At 70.3% G+C, this 19,115-nt stretch carries 23 protein-coding genes and 1 pseudogene; 7 read left to right on the top strand and 17 right to left on the bottom strand.

All coding sequences use genetic code 11. The features are described 5' to 3' along the window. Nucleotides 1–2: 2 nt before the first annotated feature. Complete coding sequence (gene infA, locus ELY19_RS12415) at nucleotides 3–224, bottom strand: translation initiation factor IF-1 (RefSeq protein WP_005140011.1); 222 nt, start codon at nucleotides 222–224, stop codon at nucleotides 3–5. Nucleotides 225–310: 86 nt separating this feature from the next. Then, nucleotides 311–862 carry an NUDIX hydrolase gene (locus ELY19_RS12410; protein ID WP_227966785.1) on the bottom strand — a complete coding sequence of 184 codons (552 nt, stop codon included), beginning with the start codon at nucleotides 860–862 and terminating at the stop codon, nucleotides 311–313. A gap of 75 nt (nucleotides 863–937) precedes the next feature. On the opposite strand from ELY19_RS12410, the gene ELY19_RS12405 reads away from it, so the two are divergent. The 3 genes and pseudogenes from ELY19_RS12405 to ELY19_RS23820 all read left to right on the top strand — a co-directional run bounded on the left by ELY19_RS12405 (nucleotide 938) and on the right by ELY19_RS23820 (nucleotide 3,097). Next, on the top strand, nucleotides 938–2,239 hold the full coding sequence (locus tag ELY19_RS12405; protein ID WP_126196470.1) for a bifunctional o-acetylhomoserine/o-acetylserine sulfhydrylase: 1,302 nt from the start codon (nucleotides 938–940) through the stop codon (nucleotides 2,237–2,239). A gap of 240 nt (nucleotides 2,240–2,479) precedes the next feature. After that, on the top strand, nucleotides 2,480–2,719 hold the full coding sequence (locus ELY19_RS12400; RefSeq protein WP_126196469.1) for an AbrB/MazE/SpoVT family DNA-binding domain-containing protein: 240 nt from the start codon (nucleotides 2,480–2,482) through the stop codon (nucleotides 2,717–2,719). Continuing rightward, a pseudogene (locus ELY19_RS23820) lies at nucleotides 2,716–3,097 on the top strand (PIN domain-containing protein). The gene ELY19_RS12400 and the pseudogene ELY19_RS23820 overlap by 4 nt, the downstream one beginning before the upstream one ends. Before the next feature lie 7 nt (nucleotides 3,098–3,104). Here the strand turns inward: ELY19_RS23820 and ELY19_RS12390 are convergent. The 11 genes from ELY19_RS12390 to rpsH all read right to left on the bottom strand — a co-directional run bounded on the left by ELY19_RS12390 (nucleotide 3,105) and on the right by rpsH (nucleotide 10,245). Then, nucleotides 3,105–3,791 carry a hypothetical protein gene (locus ELY19_RS12390; protein ID WP_126196468.1) on the bottom strand — a complete coding sequence of 229 codons (687 nt, stop codon included), beginning with the start codon at nucleotides 3,789–3,791 and terminating at the stop codon, nucleotides 3,105–3,107. Nucleotides 3,792–3,827: 36 nt separating this feature from the next. Beyond that, on the bottom strand, nucleotides 3,828–4,556 hold the full coding sequence (locus tag ELY19_RS12385) for a MerR family transcriptional regulator (protein ID WP_232015627.1): 729 nt from the start codon (nucleotides 4,554–4,556) through the stop codon (nucleotides 3,828–3,830). Between the two features lie 89 nt (nucleotides 4,557–4,645). Next, nucleotides 4,646–5,443 (bottom strand): type I methionyl aminopeptidase, encoded by a 798-nt coding sequence (gene map, locus ELY19_RS12380; RefSeq protein WP_126196466.1) that lies wholly within the window; start codon nucleotides 5,441–5,443, stop codon nucleotides 4,646–4,648. Beyond that, nucleotides 5,440–5,985, bottom strand: a complete 546-nt coding sequence (locus ELY19_RS12375) for an adenylate kinase (RefSeq protein ID WP_126196465.1) — start codon at nucleotides 5,983–5,985, stop codon at nucleotides 5,440–5,442. The genes map and ELY19_RS12375 overlap by 4 nt, the downstream gene beginning before the upstream one ends. Beyond that, on the bottom strand, nucleotides 5,982–7,295 hold the full coding sequence (secY, locus tag ELY19_RS12370; protein ID WP_126196464.1) for a preprotein translocase subunit SecY: 1,314 nt from the start codon (nucleotides 7,293–7,295) through the stop codon (nucleotides 5,982–5,984). The genes ELY19_RS12375 and secY overlap by 4 nt, the downstream gene beginning before the upstream one ends. 256 nt (nucleotides 7,296–7,551) lie before the next feature. Next, the gene (gene rplO, locus ELY19_RS12365; RefSeq protein WP_126196463.1) at nucleotides 7,552–8,010 is read right to left on the bottom strand and encodes a 50S ribosomal protein L15; all 459 of its coding nucleotides are present in this window, start codon (nucleotides 8,008–8,010) and stop codon (nucleotides 7,552–7,554) included. A 3-nt stretch (nucleotides 8,011–8,013) separates the two neighbouring features. After that, complete coding sequence (rpmD, locus tag ELY19_RS12360; protein ID WP_126196462.1) at nucleotides 8,014–8,193, bottom strand: 50S ribosomal protein L30; 180 nt, start codon at nucleotides 8,191–8,193, stop codon at nucleotides 8,014–8,016. 3 nt (nucleotides 8,194–8,196) lie between these two features. After that, nucleotides 8,197–8,841 (bottom strand): 30S ribosomal protein S5, encoded by a 645-nt coding sequence (rpsE, locus tag ELY19_RS12355; RefSeq protein ID WP_126196461.1) that lies wholly within the window; start codon nucleotides 8,839–8,841, stop codon nucleotides 8,197–8,199. A gap of 43 nt (nucleotides 8,842–8,884) precedes the next feature. After that, nucleotides 8,885–9,289 (bottom strand): 50S ribosomal protein L18, encoded by a 405-nt coding sequence (rplR, locus tag ELY19_RS12350; RefSeq protein WP_126196460.1) that lies wholly within the window; start codon nucleotides 9,287–9,289, stop codon nucleotides 8,885–8,887. 3 nt (nucleotides 9,290–9,292) lie between these two features. Further along, nucleotides 9,293–9,832 (bottom strand): 50S ribosomal protein L6, encoded by a 540-nt coding sequence (rplF, locus tag ELY19_RS12345; RefSeq protein WP_126196459.1) that lies wholly within the window; start codon nucleotides 9,830–9,832, stop codon nucleotides 9,293–9,295. A gap of 14 nt (nucleotides 9,833–9,846) precedes the next feature. Further along, entirely contained in the window at nucleotides 9,847–10,245 is a 399-nt protein-coding gene (gene rpsH / locus ELY19_RS12340) for a 30S ribosomal protein S8 (RefSeq protein ID WP_126196458.1), read from the bottom strand. Nucleotides 10,246–10,541: 296 nt separating this feature from the next. On the opposite strand from rpsH, the gene ELY19_RS12335 reads away from it, so the two are divergent. The 3 genes from ELY19_RS12335 to ELY19_RS12325 all read left to right on the top strand — a co-directional run bounded on the left by ELY19_RS12335 (nucleotide 10,542) and on the right by ELY19_RS12325 (nucleotide 13,542). After that, the gene (locus ELY19_RS12335; protein WP_126196457.1) at nucleotides 10,542–10,916 is read left to right on the top strand and encodes a DoxX family protein; all 375 of its coding nucleotides are present in this window, start codon (nucleotides 10,542–10,544) and stop codon (nucleotides 10,914–10,916) included. A gap of 116 nt (nucleotides 10,917–11,032) precedes the next feature. Continuing rightward, nucleotides 11,033–11,959, top strand: coding sequence for an ABC transporter ATP-binding protein (locus ELY19_RS12330; protein ID WP_126196456.1), 927 nt, complete (start codon nucleotides 11,033–11,035; stop codon nucleotides 11,957–11,959). Continuing rightward, nucleotides 11,956–13,542 (top strand): ABC transporter permease, encoded by a 1,587-nt coding sequence (locus ELY19_RS12325; protein WP_126196455.1) that lies wholly within the window; start codon nucleotides 11,956–11,958, stop codon nucleotides 13,540–13,542. The genes ELY19_RS12330 and ELY19_RS12325 overlap by 4 nt, the downstream gene beginning before the upstream one ends. Here ELY19_RS12325 and ELY19_RS12320 read toward each other — a convergent pair. Next, nucleotides 13,539–14,054 (bottom strand): OsmC family protein, encoded by a 516-nt coding sequence (locus ELY19_RS12320; protein ID WP_126196454.1) that lies wholly within the window; start codon nucleotides 14,052–14,054, stop codon nucleotides 13,539–13,541. The two genes, ELY19_RS12325 and ELY19_RS12320, sit on opposite strands and share 4 nt — an antisense overlap. A 107-nt stretch (nucleotides 14,055–14,161) precedes the next feature. Between ELY19_RS12320 and ELY19_RS12315 the strand changes: the two genes are divergently transcribed. Then, nucleotides 14,162–15,382: a hypothetical protein gene (locus ELY19_RS12315; protein WP_126196453.1), complete on the top strand. Its 1,221-nt coding sequence runs from the start codon at nucleotides 14,162–14,164 to the stop codon at nucleotides 15,380–15,382. On the opposite strand, the gene ELY19_RS12310 is transcribed toward ELY19_RS12315, so the two are convergent. The 3 genes from ELY19_RS12310 to ELY19_RS12300 form a co-directional block, all read right to left on the bottom strand. Then, a complete protein-coding gene (locus ELY19_RS12310) occupies nucleotides 15,383–16,606 on the bottom strand; it encodes a cellulase family glycosylhydrolase (protein WP_227966784.1) in 1,224 nt (407 codons plus the stop codon). Nucleotides 16,607–16,803: 197 nt separating this feature from the next. Beyond that, a complete protein-coding gene (locus ELY19_RS12305) occupies nucleotides 16,804–17,526 on the bottom strand; it encodes a hypothetical protein (RefSeq protein WP_227966783.1) in 723 nt (240 codons plus the stop codon). 29 nt (nucleotides 17,527–17,555) lie between these two features. Beyond that, complete coding sequence (locus ELY19_RS12300) at nucleotides 17,556–18,899, bottom strand: phosphatase PAP2 family protein (RefSeq protein WP_126196452.1); 1,344 nt, start codon at nucleotides 18,897–18,899, stop codon at nucleotides 17,556–17,558. Between the last annotated feature and the right edge of the window lie 216 nt (nucleotides 18,900–19,115).

The following is a 19,115-nucleotide window of genomic DNA, read 5'->3' as shown; positions in this document are numbered from 1 at the left end:
GGTCACTTGTACCGGTAGACGATGCGCCCGCGCGTCAGGTCGTAGGGAGACAGCTCCACCACGACCCGGTCCTCGGGCAGAATACGAATGTAGTGCTGCCGCATCTTGCCGCTGATGTGGGCGAGCACCTTGTGCCCGTTCTCCAGCTCGATGCGGAACATTGCGTTGGGGAGCGGCTCGACGACGCGGCCCTCCACCTCGATGGCTCCGTCCTTCTTCGCCATACCCTCCACGATCCTGTTGTCTTGAGCGGACGCCGTGTGCGACCTGTGCCCCTCCTGAGCGGACGGGCGTGCGGCCGAACGCCGCGCTACCCGTCTATTCTACGCGCTGCGGACTCGTCCGACGAATCCTGCCCGGAACCGCCCCCGGCGCTGACGAGGTGCAACGCGAGTTCGACCGAGTCCGGAACGAAGTCCGCGGGGTCCGCCGCGACGGCCGCCAGCAGATCGGCCGGCGCCATCCACTCGCCGCTCGCCACCTCCTCCGGCTGGTGCACGACGGCACCGTCGTACGTGCAGACGTACTGGAAGCACACGAACCGGGTCCGTGCGTCGGCGTAGGCCCGCACGCCGACGGGGCGCAGCGCCACCCCGTGCACGCCGAGCTCCTCGAAGGCCTCGCGTGCGGCACCGTCGTCGGGCGACTCCCCCGCCAGCAGCACCCCGCCCGCGCAGAAGTCGCGCAGGCCCGGGTAGACGTCCTTGACCGGGGTGCGGCGGTGCACGTAGATGCGGCCGGCCGAGTCGAAGACGAGGATCCCGGTGGTGCCGTGGCGCAGGTTCTCGGCGCGCACGCGCGACCGCGGCGCCGAGCCCGACGGGCGCCCGGCATCGTCGTACAGCGCGACGATCTCCTCCACGACGGTGCCCTCCTTTTCTCCACAGTATGAGCCAAACCCTGGACACCGCGGCGCCCGTGCACTTGTATCGGGGCCATGAGCAATCCGGACAGCCCGAACTGGCATTTCGAGACCACCCAGATCCACGCCGGGCAGACGCCCGACGGCGCGACCAACGCGCGGGCGCTCCCGATCTACCAGACCACGTCGTACACGTTCAACAACACCGATCACGCCGCGGCGCTGTTCGGGCTGGCCGAGCCGGGCAACATCTACACCCGCATCATGAACCCGACGCAGGACGCGGTCGAGCAGCGGATCGCCGCGCTCGAGGGCGGCGTCGCCGCGCTCCTCGTGGCCTCCGGCCAGGCCGCCGAGACCCTCGCGATCCTCAACGTCGCGGAGTCGGGCGACCACATCGTCAGCTCCCCGTACCTGTACGGCGGCACCTACAACCTGCTGCACTACACCCTCGCCAAGCTGGGCATCGAGGTCAGCTTCGTGGAGAACCCGGACGACCTGGAGCAGTGGCGCGCCGCCGTCCGCCCCAACACCCGCGCCTTCTTCGCCGAGACCATCGCGAACCCGCGCGGCCACGTGCTCGACGTCGCCGGCGTGGCCGGTGTCGCGCACGAGAACGGGCTGCCGCTCATCGTCGACAACACCGTCGCGACCCCGTACCTGCTGCGCCCGCTCGAGCACGGCGCCGACATCGTGGTGCACTCGGCCACGAAGTACCTGGGTGGCCACGGCTCGGCGATCGGCGGCGTCATCGTCGACGGCGGCAACTTCGACTGGACGCAGGGCCGGCACCCGAACTTCACCACCCCGGACCCGTCGTACCACGGCGTCGTCTTCGCCGACCTCGGCGCGCCCGCGTTCGCCCTCAAGGCCCGCGTGCAGCTGCTGCGCGACCTGGGCCCCGCGATCTCGCCGTTCAACGCCTTCCTGCTCGCGCAGGGCATCGAGACGCTGAGCCTGCGCGTGGAGCGGCACATCGAGAACGCGCAGAAGGTCGCCGAGTTCCTCTCCGGCCAGGAGGGCGTCACCGAGGTGATCTACGCCGGGCTGCCGTCGTCGCCGTACCACGAGCGCGCGAAGTCGCTGCTGCCCAAGGGTGCCGGCGCGATCGTCGCCTTCGAGCTGGCCGGCGGCGTGCCCGCGGGCAAGGCCTTCGTCGACGCCCTGCAGCTGCACAGCCACGTCGCGAACATCGGCGACGTGCGCTCGCTGGTGATCCACCCCGCGTCGACCACGCACAGCCAGCTCACCGAGCAGGAGCAGCTCGAGGCCGGGGTCACGCCGGGCCTGGTGCGCCTGGCCGTGGGCATCGAGCACATCGACGACATCCTCGCCGACCTGCAGCTGGGCCTCAAGGCCGCGGCGAACGCGTCCTAGGGAGCCGGCGATGCGCGCGCTGCGGTGGTTGCGACGGGCGGCCCGTTCCGTCCTCCAGGACGACGGTGCCTGGACCGCGGCCGTGCAGCGCGGCTGTACCTGACATCACGTTCTCCTCTTGAAGGCACCCCCGAGTCACGGACTCGGGGGTGCCTTTTTCCGTGCGCTCTCGAAATCCTGTCCGCTTCGGGCAGGGATTTCACTGGGATCGCATTGGGATACGCCTAGTAGATTGGCCCCATGGAAGCAACAGTGGATTCTGTGGGCCGGATACTCGTCCCGAAACAGCTCCGCGACGCCCTCGGCATCACACCTGGCTCGGTGGTGGATATCTCCTGGTACGGCAGCGGAGTTCAGATCACGCCCGGCGGCCGCACCGCGCGGCTCGAGCGTGACGAGGACGGGCGCCTCGTCGCCGTCGGGGGCGGCCCGCTGACCGACGAGATGATGTTCGCCCTGATCGACGCCGGGCGCCGGTGACAGATTCGGCACTCGTCGCGGTGGACACCTCGGTCTCGGTGCCGCTCCTGTTCTCCGAACACGAACACCACGCTCGCCTCCTGGGCGCGAGGCAGGCGCCTCCCCCTCAGCGGGCACGCCCTCGCGGAGACCTATTCCGTCCTCACGCGTCTCCCCGGCGAGCGTCGCCTTGCGCCTGATGACGCCGTTGCGACGATCGACGACAGCTTTCCACTGCAGCTGATCCCGGCGGCGCGGAACATCGCCGGTGGCGCGGTCCACGACGCGCTCGTCGCGTTCGCCGCGCGCGACAACGATGCTGTCCTCGCCACTCGCGACGCCCGGGCGCGGAGCACGTACGACCGGGTGGGCGTCACCACGATGTTCATCCCCACGTAGCAGGTCATCACCGCTCCAGGGCCGCGCGCACCTGGTTCTCCAGGGCCACCGTGGCGGCCTTCGGCAGGTCGATGAGGCCGTCGAGCTCGGCGCGGGCGCGCTGGTAGGCCTGCTGGCGCTCCGGGCCGGTGGCCGAGCCGTCGAGCGCGACGGCCAGCAGCCGCTGCGCCTTGGCGAGCCGCTCCTGCTCCAGCGGCGAGAAGTCACCGCGGCGGCGGCGCTTGGCCTCCTGCTCCGCGACGTCGAAGGCCGCGGCGTAGGCGTGCACCGCGTCGCGGTACTGCTCGACGTCCGCGGCCGACGCACCGTCGGGCCCGTCCGGGCGGAGCAGGTCCGCGCGACGCTTGGCCTTGTGGAAGTCGACGGTGAGCGGCTCCCGCATGTCGATCATCATCGGGTAGTCGAGGATCGTGGCGAGGTCGGTCTCGTAGCCGAACCAGCGGGTGTCGACGTCGTCGTGCTCCGCGACGGCGCGCTGGAGCTCCCGCTGGACCTGCGCCGCGTCGATGCGGCCCATGCCCTTGGCCTGCGCGAGCGCGACCTTGGTCTCCTGCTTGATGCGGTACCGCTCGAGGCGGCGGGCGGCCCGGCGCTCGTTCCACGCCCCGACCGCCCGCACGCCTCCCGCGAGGGATCCTCCCAGGGGGAACACCAACCACCAGAAGTTCCTGGCGAACTCGAGCACCTGGTCCACACGACCAGCGTACTGACCTCGACGAAGGACCGAGGACTACTTCTGCTGCTCCGCGTTCGCGACGACCACGTCGCGCACGAAGCGCGCGAGACCCGGGGCGATCTCCTCGTAGTACTTCGTGAACCGCTCGTCGGCGACGTACATCTCGGCGATGCACGCCTGCAGCGCGTGGTCGCAGTCGTAGAACCGCTCGATGCCCGCGCGGTGCCGCTCGGCGAGCTCGTTCGCCTCCGCCGACCCCGGCTGCACACCGCGCGCCAGCGCGTCCGCGAACGCGGCGTTCACCTCGTCGCCCTGCGCCTTGATCTCGCGCCAGTCGTCCTTCGTGAAGCTCTTCTGGCGCTCCGCGCTCTGCTTCCAGGCGTCGGTGTCGCCCCAGCGCTCCTCCGCCTCGGCGGCGTACTCCTCGCCCATCCAGTTGTCGCCGAAGATCTCGGCCTGCTCCTCCGCGGTCAGCTGGACGCCCTGTTGCTTGCTGTTCATCATGTCCTCCACAGCCGCGACCATCCGGTGCAAACGGTCGATCCGCTCGGACAGCAGCTTGCGCTGCTGCTCGAGGTGGGCCATCGCGTCGGCCGACGGATCGTCGAGCAGGGTCGCTATCTGCTCGAGGGGAAATCCCAGCTCGCGGTACGTGAGCACCTGATGCAGGCGCTCGACGTCGGCATCGTCGTACACGCGGTACCCCGCCGACGTGCGTCCCGACGGCACCACCAGTCCGATCTCGTCGTAGTGGTGCAGGGTGCGCACGCTGACGCCGGTCATCCGCGCGATCGCACCGACGGTGCGCGATCCGGGCTTTCCTTCGTTCACGTCGACCACTCTCCGGCCTCACGTCGCGTGAGGGTCAAGTCCTATTCCGGGCGGGGCGTGAGGATGCGCGGACCGTCGGCGGTGACGGCGACGGTGTGCTCCCAGTGGGCGGCGCGGGCACCGTCGTCCGTGACGACGGTCCAGTCGTCCTCGAGGACGGAGGTGTCGGGGGTGCCCAGGGTGAGCATCGGCTCGATCGCGAGGGTCGAGCCGATGACGAGGTGCGGGCCCTTGCCCGGATCGCCCTCGTTGGCGAGGAAGGGCTCCATGTGCATCTCGCGGCCGATGCCGTGGCCGCCGTAGCCGTCGACGATCGCGAGGTCGCGGCCCAGGCGCGCGGCCTGCGCGTACGTGGCGGTCTCGATGGCGTGCGAGACGTCGGTGAGCCGGTTGCCGTCGAGCATGGCGGCGATACCGGCCTCCATCGCGAGGCGGGTGGCCTCCGAGAGGTCCCGGTCCTCCGGGGACAGCTCCCCCACGCCGAACGTCCACGCCGAATCGCCGTGCCAGCCGTCGAGGATCGCGCCGCAGTCGATGGAGACCAGGTCGCCCTGCGCGAGCACCGTCTCCCGGTTCGGGATGCCGTGCACCACGACCTCGTTGACCGAGGAGCAGATCGAGCCGGGGAAGCCGTGGTAGCCCTTGAACGACGGGACGGCGCCGGCCTCGCGGATCACCGTCTCGGCGACCTCGTCGAGTTCGAGCGTGGAAACGCCGACGCGGGCGGCGTCGCGGACCGCGACGAGTGCGCGGCCCACGACGGCGCCCGCGGCGGCCATCGCGTCGAGTTCCCCCGCGGAGCGGAAGGGAACGGTCTTCTTGCGGCGGAATCGACTCACTTGTCGAGCTGCGCGGTCACGCGGCCCAGCACCTCGTCGACGGTGCCGACGGCGTCGATGTGCGTGACGAAGTCGCCGTAGTAGTCGAGCAGCGGAGCGGTCTGGTTCGCGTACACCTGCATGCGGTTGCGGATGACGTCCTCGGTGTCGTCGGCGCGGCCGCGGGCGAGCATGCGCTCGACGACGGTGTCCTCGGGGACCTCGAAGGAGACCACGGCGTCGAGCTTCTCGCCGCGCTCGGTGAGGATCTCGGCCAGCGAGTCCGCCTGGTCGGTGGACCGGGGGAAGCCGTCCAGGATGAAGCCGTTCTTCGCGTCCGGCTCCGTCAGGCGCGAACGCACCATGTCGACGGTGACCGACGAGGGCACGAGCTCGCCCGCATCCATGTACTTCTTCGCCTCGACCCCCAGCGGAGTCCCCTCGCTGATGTTGGCGCGGAACAGGTCGCCCGTCGAGATGTGCGGAATGCCGTACTTCTCCGACAGTCGTTCGGCCTGCGTGCCCTTGCCCGCGCCGGGAGGGCCGAGAATAACGAGTCTCACTTGAGGAATCCTTCGTAGTTACGTTGCATCAACTGGCTCTCGATCTGCTTCGTGGTGTCGAGCGCCACGACCACGATGATGAGGATCATCGTGCCGCCGAACGGCAGGTTACTCATGTTGGAGCCGCTACCGGTGAGTTCGATGAACAGGTTCGGGAGGATCGCGATGATGCCGAGGTACAGCGAACCGGGCAGCGTGATGCGCTGCAGCACGTAGTTCAGGTAGTCGGCGGTCGGCTTGCCGGGGCGGATGCCCGGGATGAAGCCGCCGAACTTCTTCATCTCGTCCGCGCGCTCCTCCGGGTTGAAGGTGATCGCGACGTAGAAGTACGTGAAGAAGATGATCAGCGCGAAGTAGATCACGATGTGCCAGGTGCTGCCGGGGTTCACCAGGTTCGTCTGGATCCACTGCACCCAGCCCGCGGTCGAGTCCGCCGCGACGAGCTGGATCACCAGCTGCGGCAGGTAGAGCAGCGACGAGGCGAAGATGACCGGGATGACGCCGGCGGTGTTCACCTTGAGCGGCAGGTAGGTCGACGAGCCGCCGTACATCTTGCGGCCGACCATGCGCTTGGCGTACTGCACCGGGATGCGGCGCTGGCCCTGCTCGACGAAGACGACGGCGACGAGGATCAGGAAGACCGCGAAGCAGACGAGGCCGAAGGTCAGGCCGCCCTGGCTCTGCAGGATCTGCTGGCCGTCGGCGGGCAGGCGCGAGGCGATGCCGGCGAAGATGAGCAGCGACATGCCGTTGCCGATGCCGCGCTCGGTGATCAGCTCACCGAACCACATCACGAGGATGGCGCCGGCGGTCATGGTGGCGACGATGACCGACAGGGAGAAGATGCCGTTGTCGTCGAGGATGCCGGGGCAGTCGGGCAGCAGGTTGCCGCGCGAGGCCATCGCGACGATCGCCGTGGCCTGCAGCAGCGCCAGCGCCACCGTGAGGTAGCGGGTGTACTGCGTGATCTTCGCCTGCCCGGCCTGGCCCTCCTTGCGCAGGGTCTCGAAGCGCGGGATGACCACCATGAGCAGCTGGATGATGATCGACGCCGTGATGTACGGCATGATGCCGATCGCGAACACCGACAGCTGCAGCAGCGCGCCGCCGGAGAACATGTTGATCAGGGAGTACACCTGACCGCTGTCGCCGCTCGTGGCCTTGTCGACGCACTCGGTGATCGTCCCGAAGTTCACACCGGGCGAGGGCAACGTGGCGCCGAGCCGGTAGAGCACGAGGATGCCCAGGACGATCAGGATCTTCCGCCGCAACTCCGGGGTCCGGAAGATCGGGACTAGGGCCGAAAGCACACATCCTCCTGGCAGCCGGGCGGCCCGGGCGGGCCGCCCCACGCTCGTGGACACCTGCTCCGCGCGCGGCGGAGCACGTCGTCCTCATGGGTAATCCTGCAAACGTATGAACTCTAACAGCCGCACTCATCGCGGCTGTTCACGGCGTGTACCGCCCGGCAGGAGGCAGGCGGCACCGTCGACGAGCGAAACGAGAGCCGCGGTAGGCACCGGTGACCGGCGCCTACCGCGGCGTCCACGTTGCGCAGCGCGAGGACTAGGCCTCGGCCTTGGCGGCGAGCTCGGTGGCGGTGCCACCGGCGGCCTCGATCTTCGCCTTGGCGGCGCCGGTGACCTTGGTCGCCGTCACGTCCACCTTGACGGTGATCTCGCCGTCGCCCAGCACCTTGACGACGCGGTTCTTGCGAACCGCACCGGCGGCGACGAGTTCGTCGATACCGACGGTGCCGCCCTGCGGGAACAGGCGGGCGATGTCGCCCACGTTCACCACCTGGTACTCGACGCGGTTGCGGTTCTTGAAGCCCTTGAGCTTCGGCAGCCGCATGTGCAGCGGCATCTGGCCGCCCTCGAACGCCACGGGGACGTTCTTGCGCGCCTTGGTGCCCTTGGTACCACGGCCCGCGGTCTTACCCTTCGAGCCCTCACCACGACCCACGCGGGTCTTGCTGGTCTTCGCGCCCTTGGCGGGACGGAGATCGTGCAGCTTGATGGCCATCGGTTACACCTCCTCCACTTCCACGAGATGCGACACGACCTGGATCAGGCCGCGGTTCTGCGCGGTGTCCTCGCGAACGACACTCTTGCGAATGCCCTTCAGGCCGAGGGTGCGCAGGCTGTCGCGCTGGTTCTTCTTGGTCCCGATGGTGCCGCGCACCTGGGTGATCTTCAGCTCTGCCATGACTTACGCTCCCTGGCCTGCACGGGCGCGGAGCATGCCGGCCGGGGCGACGTCCTCGATGGGCAGGCCGCGACGAGCCGCGACCTCCTCGGGACGCTGCAGCTCCTTGAGAGCCGCCACGGTCGCGTGCACCACGTTGATGGCGTTGTCGGAGCCCAGGCTCTTGGCGATGACGTCGTGGACGCCGGCCGCCTCGAGCACGGGGCGCACGGCGCCACCGGCGATGACACCGGTACCCGGGCTGGCGGGACGCAGCAGCACGACGCCGGCCGCGGCCTCACCCTGAACCGGGTGCACGATGGTGTTGCCGATCATGGGGACGCGGAAGAAGTTCTTCCGGGCCTCCTCGACGCCCTTCTGGATGGCCGCAGGAACTTCCTTGGCCTTGCCGTAACCGACGCCGACCATGCCCTGGCCGTCGCCGACGATCACGAGGGCGGTGAAGCTGAAGCGACGACCACCCTTCACGACCTTCGAGACACGGTTGATGGTGACAACCTTCTCGATGTAGTTGCTCTTCTCGGCCTCGTTGCGGCCACCGCGCTGATCGCGGTCGCGGCCACCCCGACCGCCGCGGCGGTCGTTCGAGTTCTCGTTGCTTCCGGCGGGGCCGTTGTTGCCGCCGTCACGACGCTGACGTCCGGGCATCAGGCTGCCTCTCCTTCGATGGAAAACATGGTGGTGTAGGTCATCAGAACGTCAACCCGCCTTCGCGAGCGGCGTCCGCGAGCGCGGCGATCCGGCCGTGGTACTTGTTGCCACCACGGTCGAAGACGACGGCCTCCACACCGGCAGCCTTGGCACGGGCGGCGATGAGCTCGCCGACCTTCTTGGCCTGGGCCGACTTGTCGCCGCCCGCAGCCTTGACGTCCGCCTCCAGGGTCGACGCCGCGGCCAGCGTGTGGCCCTTGAGGTCGTCGATCAGCTGGACGTGGATGTGGCGGCTGGAGCGCTTGACCGCGAGCCGCGGACGGACCGCGGTGCCCTCGATCTTCTTGCGCAGACGGAAGTGGCGACGGGCCTTCGACGTGCGGCGGCGCGTCGAGACGTCCTTGCCCTTCGGGATGCGCTTGATGTTCTCAGTCTGAGTTGCCATGAGTTACTTACCCGTCTTTCCGACCTTGCGACGGATCTGCTCACCCTCGTACCGCACGCCCTTGCCCTTGTAGGGATCGGGACGACGGAGCTTGCGGATGACCGCCGAGACCTGGCCGACCTGCTGCTTGTCGATGCCGGACACGGAGAACTTGGTGGGGCTCTCCACCGCGAAGGTGATGCCCTCGGGCGCCTCAATCGGGACCGGGTGGCTGTAGCCCAGGGAGAACTCGAGGTCCTTGCCCTTGAGCGCCACGCGGTAACCGACGCCGTAGATCTCCATCTTCTTGGTGTAACCCTCGGTCACACCCGTCACCATGTTGGCGACCAGGGTCCGCGACAGACCGTGCAGCGCCTTGTTGCGCCGCTCGTCGTCGGGGCGGGCCACCACGATGGCGCCCTCTTCGTTCTTCGACACCGAGATCGGCTCGGCAACGGTCAGCGCCAGCTGGCCCTTGGGGCCCTTGACGGTGACGTCCTGGCCGGCGATCTGCACGTCGACGCCCGCGGGAACGACCACGGGGTGCTTACCAATTCGCGACATAAGTTCCTGTCCCCTTACCAGACGTAAGCGAGGACTTCGCCGCCCACGCCCTGCTTGGCTGCCTGGCGATCCGTGAGGAGGCCCGAGGACGTGGAGATGATCGCCACGCCCAGGCCGCCCAGGACCTTCGGCAGGTTGGTGGACTTCGCGTACACGCGCAGACCGGGCTTCGAGACGCGGCGCAGGCCGGCGATCGAACGCTCACGGCTCGGGCCGTACTTCAGCGAGACGACGAGGTTCTTGCCCACCTCGGCGTCCTCGGTACGGAAGTCGGTGATGTAGCCCTCGGCCTTGAGGATCTCGGCGATGTTCGCCTTGATCTTCGAGTGCGGGAGCGTCACCTCGTCGTGGTACGCCGAGTTGGCGTTGCGCAGACGGGTCAAGAAGTCTGCGATCGGATCAGTCATGGTCATGACAGTGTCCGTCTACCTTTCTCGCAGCGGTTCCCATGCATCGACGGCGATCTGGTGCCCATCCCCGACAGCGCGGGAGACGGGCCTGGAACGTCCGACGGTGGGCCTACTACGAAGCAAACCGTCCTGCAATACCGTTGCACTGCAGGGATTCCGGACCGGCGAACCGGTTCGGGGAAGTGCGCCGGCCGTGCTCGAAGCACGACAGGCAACCTCACTAGTGTAGAGAAAGTGCCGGTCAGAGTCGAATCGGCGGCCTCTTGTCCCCGGACGCCCGGCGGCCTAGCGTGAGGATCATGTCCTCGGTGAACGATCTCGTCCGCGATCCCCGGCTCTATCAGGCGGCCGCCGCCGGGCAGGCGGTGGACGCCGCGATCTGCGTCCAGCCCATCCCGTACGTCGCGAAGTGCCTCGACGACGTCGGCTGGCCCGACGGTGGCCGCTGGTTCTTCCCGCTGGTCAAGGGGGCTTCGGCGCTCGGGCTCGCGGCGGCGCCGCGGTGGCCGGGACTCGCCCGGCTCACCGCGATCATGCTGACGCTGTACTTCTGCACGGCCGTCGGGCTGCACGTGCGCGCCCGCGACCTGCGACTGAACTTCGCCGCCGCGTCGTCGCTGCTGCTGTTCTACGGCGCGCTGGCCGCGACGGGACCCCGGACGCCCTCCTCGTAGGCGCTGTCGCGCCGCCCGAGTCCGACGGGCACCGCTAATTCATAAAGATATTGCAATGTATGCATGATTGGTGGGAGGATCGGTGCCACGACGTTCTCGACTACGGGAGGGCACCGATGTCATCACTTCCCCTCGACTGCACGGCATTGTCCAAGTCCTACGGACGGGTCGTCGCCCTCGACGGCGTCGACCTGCACGTCCACCCCGGCGAGATCCACGGCTTCCTCGGCCCCAACGGCGCCGGCAAATCGACCACGATCCGCGCAGTCCTGGGGCAGATCCGCCCGGATGCCGGTACCGTCCGGATCTTCGGCACGGACGGCTGGTCGGACGCGGTGGCGGCGCACCGTCGCCTCGCCTACGTCCCCGGCGACGTGGCGCTGTGGCCCGGCCTCACCGGCGGCCAGTGCATCGACCTGCTCGGCGCACTCCAGGGCAGTCCCGATCCCCGTCGCCGCGACGACCTGATCGAGCGGTTCGAACTCGACCCGACGCGGCGCACCCGCACCTACTCGAAGGGCAACCGACAGAAGGTCGCCCTCGTCGCCGCCCTGTCGACCCGCGCCGATCTGCTGCTGCTCGACGAGCCGACCAGCGGCCTCGACCCGCTGATGGAGGCGCAGTTCCAGTCGGTGGTGCGCGAGCTCGCCGCTGAGGGCACCTCGGTGCTGTTGTCCAGCCACATCATGGGCGAGGTCGAGGCGCTCTGCGACCGGGTGAGCATCATCCGGTCGGGCCGGATCGTCCGTGTCGGGACCCTCGACTCGCTGCGCGCCGACGCCGCGGCCACCCTCTCCTGCACGACGGCCGCGCCGATCGCCGCCCTCCGCACCACGCCCGGCGTCACCGTGATGGACGAGCGCAGCACCGGCGACCGGATTCACACCGTCGCGCGAGCGCAGTACGAAGCGGTGCCCGCCGCTCTGGCGGCGCTGCTCGCCGCCGACGCGAGCGCCATCACCGTGCAGCCGCCCTCGCTCGACGAGATGTTCCTCGACCACTACCGCGGCGAGCAGCCCGAGCGGACGGCGGTGCCGTCGTGAGCGGCGAACTGCACGGCACGACGGCGCTGATCCGCGTGCACCTGCGCACCATGGGCGTGCAGACCGCGGTCACGGTCGCGGGGATCGCGGGGATCGCGGTGGCGGTGATGACCGGGGTGCTCTCGCTGTTCGAGACCGCGGAGTCGCGGACCCGGTACGCCGCCACGATGGGCAGTTCCCCCGCCACCGCGGCGATCAACGGCCGCGGGCACGACCTCGACACCATCGGCGGTATCGCCACCTACGAGGTGGGCTTCTTCGGCCTCCTCGTGCTCCCCGCTCTCGTCCTCGCCCTGACGATCCGGTCCGCGCGGGGCCAGGAGGACCTGGGCCGGGTGGACCTCGTGACGGCGGCACGGGTCGGTCGGCTCGCGCCGTTGGCCGCGCCGATGACAGTGACCTTCGCCGCCATCGCGGCCGCGGCCACCGGGATCGCGATCGGGGCGACCGCGGTCGGGCACGACGGTGCGGGCTCCGCCCGGTACGCGCTGGCGGTGGCGCTCTACCTCGGCACCGTCGCGGGCTTCGGGTTCCTCTGCGGCGAGGTGGTGCAGTCGGCCCGGGGTGCCGCCGGATTCGCCTTCGGCGTCCTCGGCCTGCTCTACCTCGTGCGAGCGGTGGTCGACGGCCGGTCACTGGATCTGCCGTGGCTCACGCCCGCGTCGTGGCTGGCCGCCGCGCGACCGTTCAGCACCGCGCCGCCCGCGTGGCCCTATCTGGCCCTGGCCGGGACGACGATCCTCGCCGGCGCCGCCGCCCTCCGGCTCCGCTCCCGGCGCGATCTCGGCGCCGGTGTGCTCCCACCGCGTCCGGGGCCCGCCACGGGGCGCATCCGCACCCCGCTCGCGCTCGCCGCGCACCTCAGCCGGGGGTCCGGGGCGGGATGGCTCGCGGGGGTGGCCGCCTGGGGTGTGGTGATGGGCCTGCTCGCCCAGGAGATGAGGTCGATGATCGGCGGCAATCCCGAGATCGCCCGCGCCCTCACCGGATCCGGGTCCGGCGCCCCCGACGATGCACTCGTGTACCTGAGCACCGTCGTGATCGGGGTCGCCGCCGCCGGGGTCGGGGTGCAGATGGTGGGACGGCTCGCAGCGGAGGAATCGGCCGGGCGCTTCGCCCTCGTGCTGTCGGGAGCAGTCTCCCGTCCCGCGTGGGTGGCCGCGTCGGGTGCGGTGGTCGCAGCGCAGATCGTCGCGGTGCTGGTCGTCGGCGCGGTCGCCTTCGGCACCGGTGCGACGCTCGCCGGATCGCCGTGGCCCACGTCCACCAGTGCGGCCGGCGCGGTGCTGGTCTACGGCGCAGCGGCCGCCCTGATCACCTCGGTCGCGCTGGCACTGTTCGCGTGGTCACCCCGGCGGGCGGCACTGGCCTGGGCCCTGCCGGTGTGGGCACTCCTGGTGGCGCTGCTCGCGGAGACCCTCCGGATGCCGCAGTGGCTCCGCGACACGTCGCCGCTGCACTGGCTCGGGCGCCTCCCGATGGACTCGCTCGATCCCGTTGCGACCGCGGTGATCCTGGCGACGACCCTCGCGCTTCTCGCCCTGGGGTTCCGGCGGCTGACGGTCCGCGACGTCGCCGGTTAGCCGACGCGCAGCGTCGTCGTGACCGGCGTCGCGTTCTGGGTGAGGTCCAGGACCGGGCAGTGCGCGTCGACGGTCTCGGTGAGTTCGCGGTATCGCTCCTCCGTGTCCGGCCCGGTGATGTCGACGGTGACCCGCACCGCGGTGAAGCCCGGGCGGACGTTCTCGTCGAGGCCGAAGAAACCGCGCACGTCGAGGTCGCCCTCGGCGCTGAGCCGCAGCTCGTCGATCGTGATGCCCAGCTTGTCCGCGTAGAACCGGTAGGTCACCACCTGGCAGGACAGCAGCGCACCCAGGTACGCCTCGACCGGGTTGATCGCGGTGTCGTCACCGCCGAGCGTCGGCGGCTCGTCCACGACGAGGGTGTGCTGCCGCGCCGTCGTCACACTGCCGACGGTGCCCTGCGGGACCGCCGTCGCGGCGAAGACGACGTGCGCGTTGGCGGTGTTGCGCGTGACGGCCTGGTCGGTCGCGTCGATGATGGCGGCGAGGGTGCCGGTGGCGGATGCGGTCATGATCACTCCTGGAGGGAACGGGCGCTTGTCCGCGGACCATATGTCCGGTCCGGGCGCGAGCACAGCGGTTGCACTCACCGTGATTGCCGCCGGATACCCTGAGGGCCGTGTCCACCACCCTGACGGTCGCCCTGCTCGCGGTGCTCACCACGGTGGGCCTGGTCGCGGCGGTGGCGACCGACGGTGCCGCGTCGCTGGTGCTGGCCGTCGCGACCGTCGTCGTCGCGGGCGTCCTCGCCGTACGGCTGCGGTCCGCCCCGCCCGGTGCCGCGTGGGCGGCCGCCCTCGCCACCGGCATCGTCATCGTCTCCGCCGGCATCCCGGCGACGATCGTGCTGACCGAGACCGGCGGCCGCGGATCGTCGGCGTTCGCCGCCCAGGAGGAACAGCCGATCGACCCATCGGCCGAGCTCCGTCGTGCACTGGCGAAGGCCGGCGACCTCCTGCCCGGCGGGGCCGACTCGGTCCTGTCGATCGACATCGACGAGCAATCCACCCGGGTGGACGTCCTGGACCTGGCGAAGGGACAGCGGATCTCCGCGAACTACTCGCAGTCCAGCGACGAGTGGTACGACCCGAGCAGCACGTCGACCAACGACCGCGCCGACGCCGCGTTCCGTTCTGCGGATATCGTGAACCTGGATGTGACCGCGGCGCGGAGGAGGGTCGACGACAGCGCGCGCGGGCTCGGCGTCGACCTGTCCAGGCGGTCGTCGTCCGACGGCGTGGTGATCGCGCGGCGCAGCGCCGACAAGAAGCTGGTCGCGACCTTCGACCTGACCTCGCGGGTGAAGTTCGAGACCGACCAGGCGGGGAACCTGCCGGACAACCTGGCGCTCGCGAAGGTCGACGGCCTGCTGCCGGCCGCGGAACGCCTGCTGCGCTCCCACGGGATCGATCCGGCGATGCCGGTCCTCGACGAGCTGGAGTACCGGGTCTTCGCGGAGAACGCCTCCAGCGTCGGCTCGGCGAATCCCGGCACCATCGACATCCGGGTCACCGGCAGCAGGAACGGCACGCTCAAGGAGACCGTCGGGCGGTTCCCGGAGATCCGGCTGTACGACTCCAGTGGCACGAGCAGCCGGGCGTTCGCGCTCACCGCGATCACGGCCGCCGGCATCGAGAAGGCGCGCGCCGAGCTCGAGCGACGCTCCGCCGTGCCGCCGATCGACGCGCACGCGATCTCCCTGGAGGTCGCGGGCGATACGACCTCCCCCGGCTGGATGCGCGGCGGCCTCCCTCCGTTGCTGAGACTGGGCCTCGGCCCGGGCTCCGACGATCAGGCCTACTTCCGCCCGGACGGCACCTTCGTCAAGGCCGCTCCGTGATCAGGTGCGTGCGGCGGTGAGACGGCGGACCGTCGCGACCTCGGCGTCCCTATAGGGGCGACCGTCGGGCCAGAGCAGGTCGTGGAACCACTGCTGCGGCTGCCGCGCCCCGACGTAGGGCTGCTTCCACGAATCCCACGGGTAGTAGGTCTGGCTGCGGCCGGCGACGAAGCCCCACTGGTAGGCGTCGATGCCGAGTTCCTTGCAGATCGGCAGGATCGTCTCGATGGTGCTGCCCTGCGGCCGGGCCATGTACTCGGTCAGCAGCATCGGCCGGCCCTGCTTCGCCAGGTCGGCGGCCATGGCGCGGAACTTCTCCGGCGGGTCGTAGCTGTGGAAGCTGATGACGTCGGACTGCTCCAACTGGATGGCGCGGATCTCGGGGCGGGTGTCGGCCCAGACGCCGGAGGTCAGCGGCTGCGTCGGATTCCCGGCGCGGGCCCACGCGAAGGCCTGCGGCAGCAGCTTCGCGACGCGGGCGACCTTGTCGGGCGGGCTCAGCGGGTACGAGTCGGCGAGGTTCTCCGGCTCGTTCCAGACGTCCCAGGCGACCACGCGGGGATCGTTGGCGAAGGCCTTGACCACGCCGGTCGCGTACGCCTGCAGGCCGGCCGTGTCGGCGGCGGTGAGGCCCGCGGCACCGGGGCTCTGCACCCATGTCGAGTTGTGCACGCCGGGGGTGGGTTCGCGCTGCACACCGGGCTTCGGGTTCGGGTCCCAGCACGAGTCGAACAGCACGAACATGATCTTGATGCCGTTGTTGTGGGCGATCGTGAGGAACTGGTCGAGTCGCTGCACGAAGCCGGTGGGGTCGGCGGTCCACAGCTGGTCCTGCAGGAAGACCCGCATCGTGGTCATGCCGAGGCCGCGGGCCCAGCCGAGCTCGAGGTTCATCCGGTTCGGGTCGAAGGTCTGCGCCTGGAACATCTCGAACTGGTTCCCGGCGTTGGCGTTGATGTAGTTCGCGCCGACCATCCACGGGTTCTGGGTGCGCCACTGCTGTGCGCGCTCGGGCGTCCATCGCGCGGCAGGCGCTGCGGGTCCGGCGGGCGCAGCGGGTCCGGCCGGAGCCGCGCCGGGTGTCGTCGCGCCCGGGGCCGTCGGCCCCACGGTTCCGCCCGCTCCCGCCCCGGAGCCCGGGTCGGCGGCCGCGCGCGCGGCCAGCATCACGGCCGGCATCGCGGCGGCGGTCCCCAACAGAACCCGTCGAGTCACAACAGTCACATCAACATCATACGCAACAATTGTCACTTCATTTCGGACATCGGTCGCGGCCGCGCGTCGTGCTCGCAGCGTGTTCGCCCCTGCAGGGAGCCGGACTCCCGGTCGGAACGTGCACTCCCACTGACTGCAGTCGCGGGGAGACCAGCCGAAGCCGGGGACACCGGCCCCCAGCTGGGAGCGGAAGCACCCGCCGCGACTCAGCCCTCGATCGCCTTGCGGGCCTGCGCCTCCAACTCCGCGCGGAAGCGGGGCTGCGCGCGGAGCACCCCGCGATCGACGAGCCGATCGACGGTGCTGACCACCTGGCCGAGGTATGCGGCCCGCTCGGCGGCGACGCTCGACGCGGCGTGCCGGTACAGCTTGAGGCCGCGGTCGAGATCGCGCACGTCCTCCTCGGCGAGCCCGGCCGAGCCGGTGCTGCGGGCATGCCGATCCGCCGCGTACCAGCTGGTGCGCAGGTCGGTCACGGCGTCCGCGTACTCGGCACCCGCCGCGTCGCCCGGGTACTCGTCGGTGCGCAGGGCGCCGGCGCGCTCCAGGGCGTCGTGGAAGGCGATCACCTTCGGCGAGCTGAGGTCCCACATCGCGGGGAAACGCAGCAGCATCTCGGGGTCGAGCTCGTAGGCCGCGTACTCGCCGAGCACCGTGTCGTGCCGGCCGGTGGCGCGCTCCCACGCCGCCCGGCCCGAGGGCGCCGCAGCCGGCTTCGGCCGCACCCGCGGCTCGGGCGGGGCGTCGACGAAGCGCAACGGGTCGTTGCGGACGGCCTTCGCCGGGTCGCCGTTGCCGCCCAGTAGCACGATCATCCCCACGATGAGAGCGCCGCCGAGGAGCAGCGTTCCGTAGGCGGGCGTGAAGCGCAGGACGATCAGCCCGATCGCCGCCACGCCGAGCACTCCTGCGATGGCCGTGTTACGCATCGGAACCACTCACGCCCTCAGCGTAGTCGTCAGGCCGCGAGCGCCCGCTCCCCGATCGGCGGGGACGCGGCGGCACCGTCGGCCGACGGGGGCCGGGCGATGCGCGCGTAGGCGACCGCCATCGCGCCGGCGGCCCCGAGGAGCGCGCCGGCGGCGAGGTAGCCGCTCTGCGCGATGGGCACGCTGAGGTAGCGGATCGCGAGGAGGATCGCGACGAAGGTCAGGGCACCGCCCACGACGGTCGCGATCCGGCGCGCGTGCCAGCCGTCCTCGGGGCGGACCAGTGCGGCCTCAAGGGTCAGGGCGAAGACGAAGCCGGCGATGAGGTCGACGCCGTAGTGGGCACCGAGGCCCAGCGTCGCGGAGATCGTGCACACCCACCAGAAGACGCCGAACAGCTTGAGCGCCCGCGGCCCGCGCAGGGAGTGCAGCAGGATCGCCGTGGCCCAGGCGGTGTGCAGGCTGGGCATGCAGTTGCGCGGCGCGGCCTGGCTGAAGTACGCGGAGACGGGCTCGAGCGAGGTGGGCACGACGTGCGGCCAGACGTTCATCCATCCGGCACCGGCGACCTCGTTGCCGAAGGCGTACGCGGGCCCGACGACGGGGAACAGGAAGTAGACGATGGGGCCGATCGCGCCGATCAGGATGAACGACTTCACGATGTGGTGCCGCGGGAAGCCCTTGGTGGAGCTGCGGCGCAACTGGAAGAAGGCGACGACCGCGGCGCCCACCGGGAGGTAGGTGTAGACCTTGGTGATGAGCCACAGGTACCAGCCGTGCTCCTGCACGAACCGGCCCATCACCCACGACGGGCTGCCGAGCGCGCGGTCGGCGACCTCGACGAAGTGGTCGGCGACGTAGGGCAGCGCCTCCATCGTGAGTCCCAGCCACACCGCGGAGCAGGCGTTCGCGACGATGAGGATCCCGGCGACGCCGGCGGCCTTGAGCGCCGCCGCCCGCTCACGGCCGGTGAGCCGGAGGCCGGCGTAGGCGGCGAGGGCGACGAGGCCCCACATCACGCCGTTGCCGAAGTGCAGCGGCGACCCGGCGGCGAGGCGCTCGGCGTTGAACAGCACCTCCGTGCCGGCGACCACCCCGACGAAGGGCAGGCGCAGGCGCGCGGGCATGCACATCAGTGCGAGCGCGAGCGCCGCGACCTTGACCTCGCCGGTGACGGGGCGGCCGACGAAGTCCTTCGCCAGGCCCTCGACGGGGCCGGGCAGGCCGTAGGCCATCGCGGCCGCCTGGATCGCCAGGACGAAGACGACGACCGCGAGCACGGCCCATACCCACCACGGCCGGTTCCGGATCCCGCGGCGGGGCTGCTCACCGCGCGGACCTCGCGGGAGCGCGAAGTCTGCACGCACCAACATGAGATGACAGCATAGTTAACAGGCGGGTAACTCTGTGAATCCGTCGCCCGTTTCGTGATGCGAATCGCCCTGCGCACCGCGCGCGGCCGCCCCGGGGGGGACGCGACACCGGCCACGACACCGGCCACGACACCGGCCACGACGAAAGGGCGCGCACCCGCCGAAGCGGATGCGCGCCCTTCGCGCGTATCGGTCCCGGGTCAGGCCCGGGGTTCA

This window comes from Tsukamurella paurometabola, from assembly GCF_900631615.1.
Classification (GTDB): domain Bacteria; phylum Actinomycetota; class Actinomycetes; order Mycobacteriales; family Mycobacteriaceae; genus Tsukamurella; species Tsukamurella paurometabola_A.
Note: the sequence above shows the minus strand (reverse complement) of the source record. Positions and strands in the feature narration are given on the sequence as shown.

Coding starts and splice junctions, on each gene's coding strand:
- infA (WP_005140011.1), bottom strand. CDS start 224: ATGGCGAAGAAGGACGGAGCCATCGAGGTGGAGGGCCGCGTCGTCGAG.
- ELY19_RS12405 (WP_126196470.1), top strand. CDS start 938: ATGAGCAATCCGGACAGCCCGAACTGGCATTTCGAGACCACCCAGATC.
- ELY19_RS12400 (WP_126196469.1), top strand. CDS start 2,480: ATGGAAGCAACAGTGGATTCTGTGGGCCGGATACTCGTCCCGAAACAG.
- ELY19_RS12385 (WP_232015627.1), bottom strand. CDS start 4,556: ATGACCGGCGTCAGCGTGCGCACCCTGCACCACTACGACGAGATCGGA.
- rplO (WP_126196463.1), bottom strand. CDS start 8,010: ATGGCCATCAAGCTGCACGATCTCCGTCCCGCCAAGGGCGCGAAGACC.
- rpmD (WP_126196462.1), bottom strand. CDS start 8,193: ATGGCAGAGCTGAAGATCACCCAGGTGCGCGGCACCATCGGGACCAAG.
- rpsE (WP_126196461.1), bottom strand. CDS start 8,841: ATGCCCGGACGTCAGCGTCGTGACGGCGGCAACAACGGCCCCGCCGGA.
- rplR (WP_126196460.1), bottom strand. CDS start 9,289: ATGGCAACTCAGACTGAGAACATCAAGCGCATCCCGAAGGGCAAGGAC.
- rplF (WP_126196459.1), bottom strand. CDS start 9,832: ATGTCGCGAATTGGTAAGCACCCCGTGGTCGTTCCCGCGGGCGTCGAC.
- rpsH (WP_126196458.1), bottom strand. CDS start 10,245: ATGACCATGACTGATCCGATCGCAGACTTCTTGACCCGTCTGCGCAAC.
- ELY19_RS12335 (WP_126196457.1), top strand. CDS start 10,542: ATGTCCTCGGTGAACGATCTCGTCCGCGATCCCCGGCTCTATCAGGCG.
- ELY19_RS12330 (WP_126196456.1), top strand. CDS start 11,033: ATGTCATCACTTCCCCTCGACTGCACGGCATTGTCCAAGTCCTACGGA.
- ELY19_RS12320 (WP_126196454.1), bottom strand. CDS start 14,054: ATGACCGCATCCGCCACCGGCACCCTCGCCGCCATCATCGACGCGACC.
- ELY19_RS12305 (WP_227966783.1), bottom strand. CDS start 17,526: ATGCGTAACACGGCCATCGCAGGAGTGCTCGGCGTGGCGGCGATCGGG.
- ELY19_RS12300 (WP_126196452.1), bottom strand. CDS start 18,899: ATGTTGGTGCGTGCAGACTTCGCGCTCCCGCGAGGTCCGCGCGGTGAG.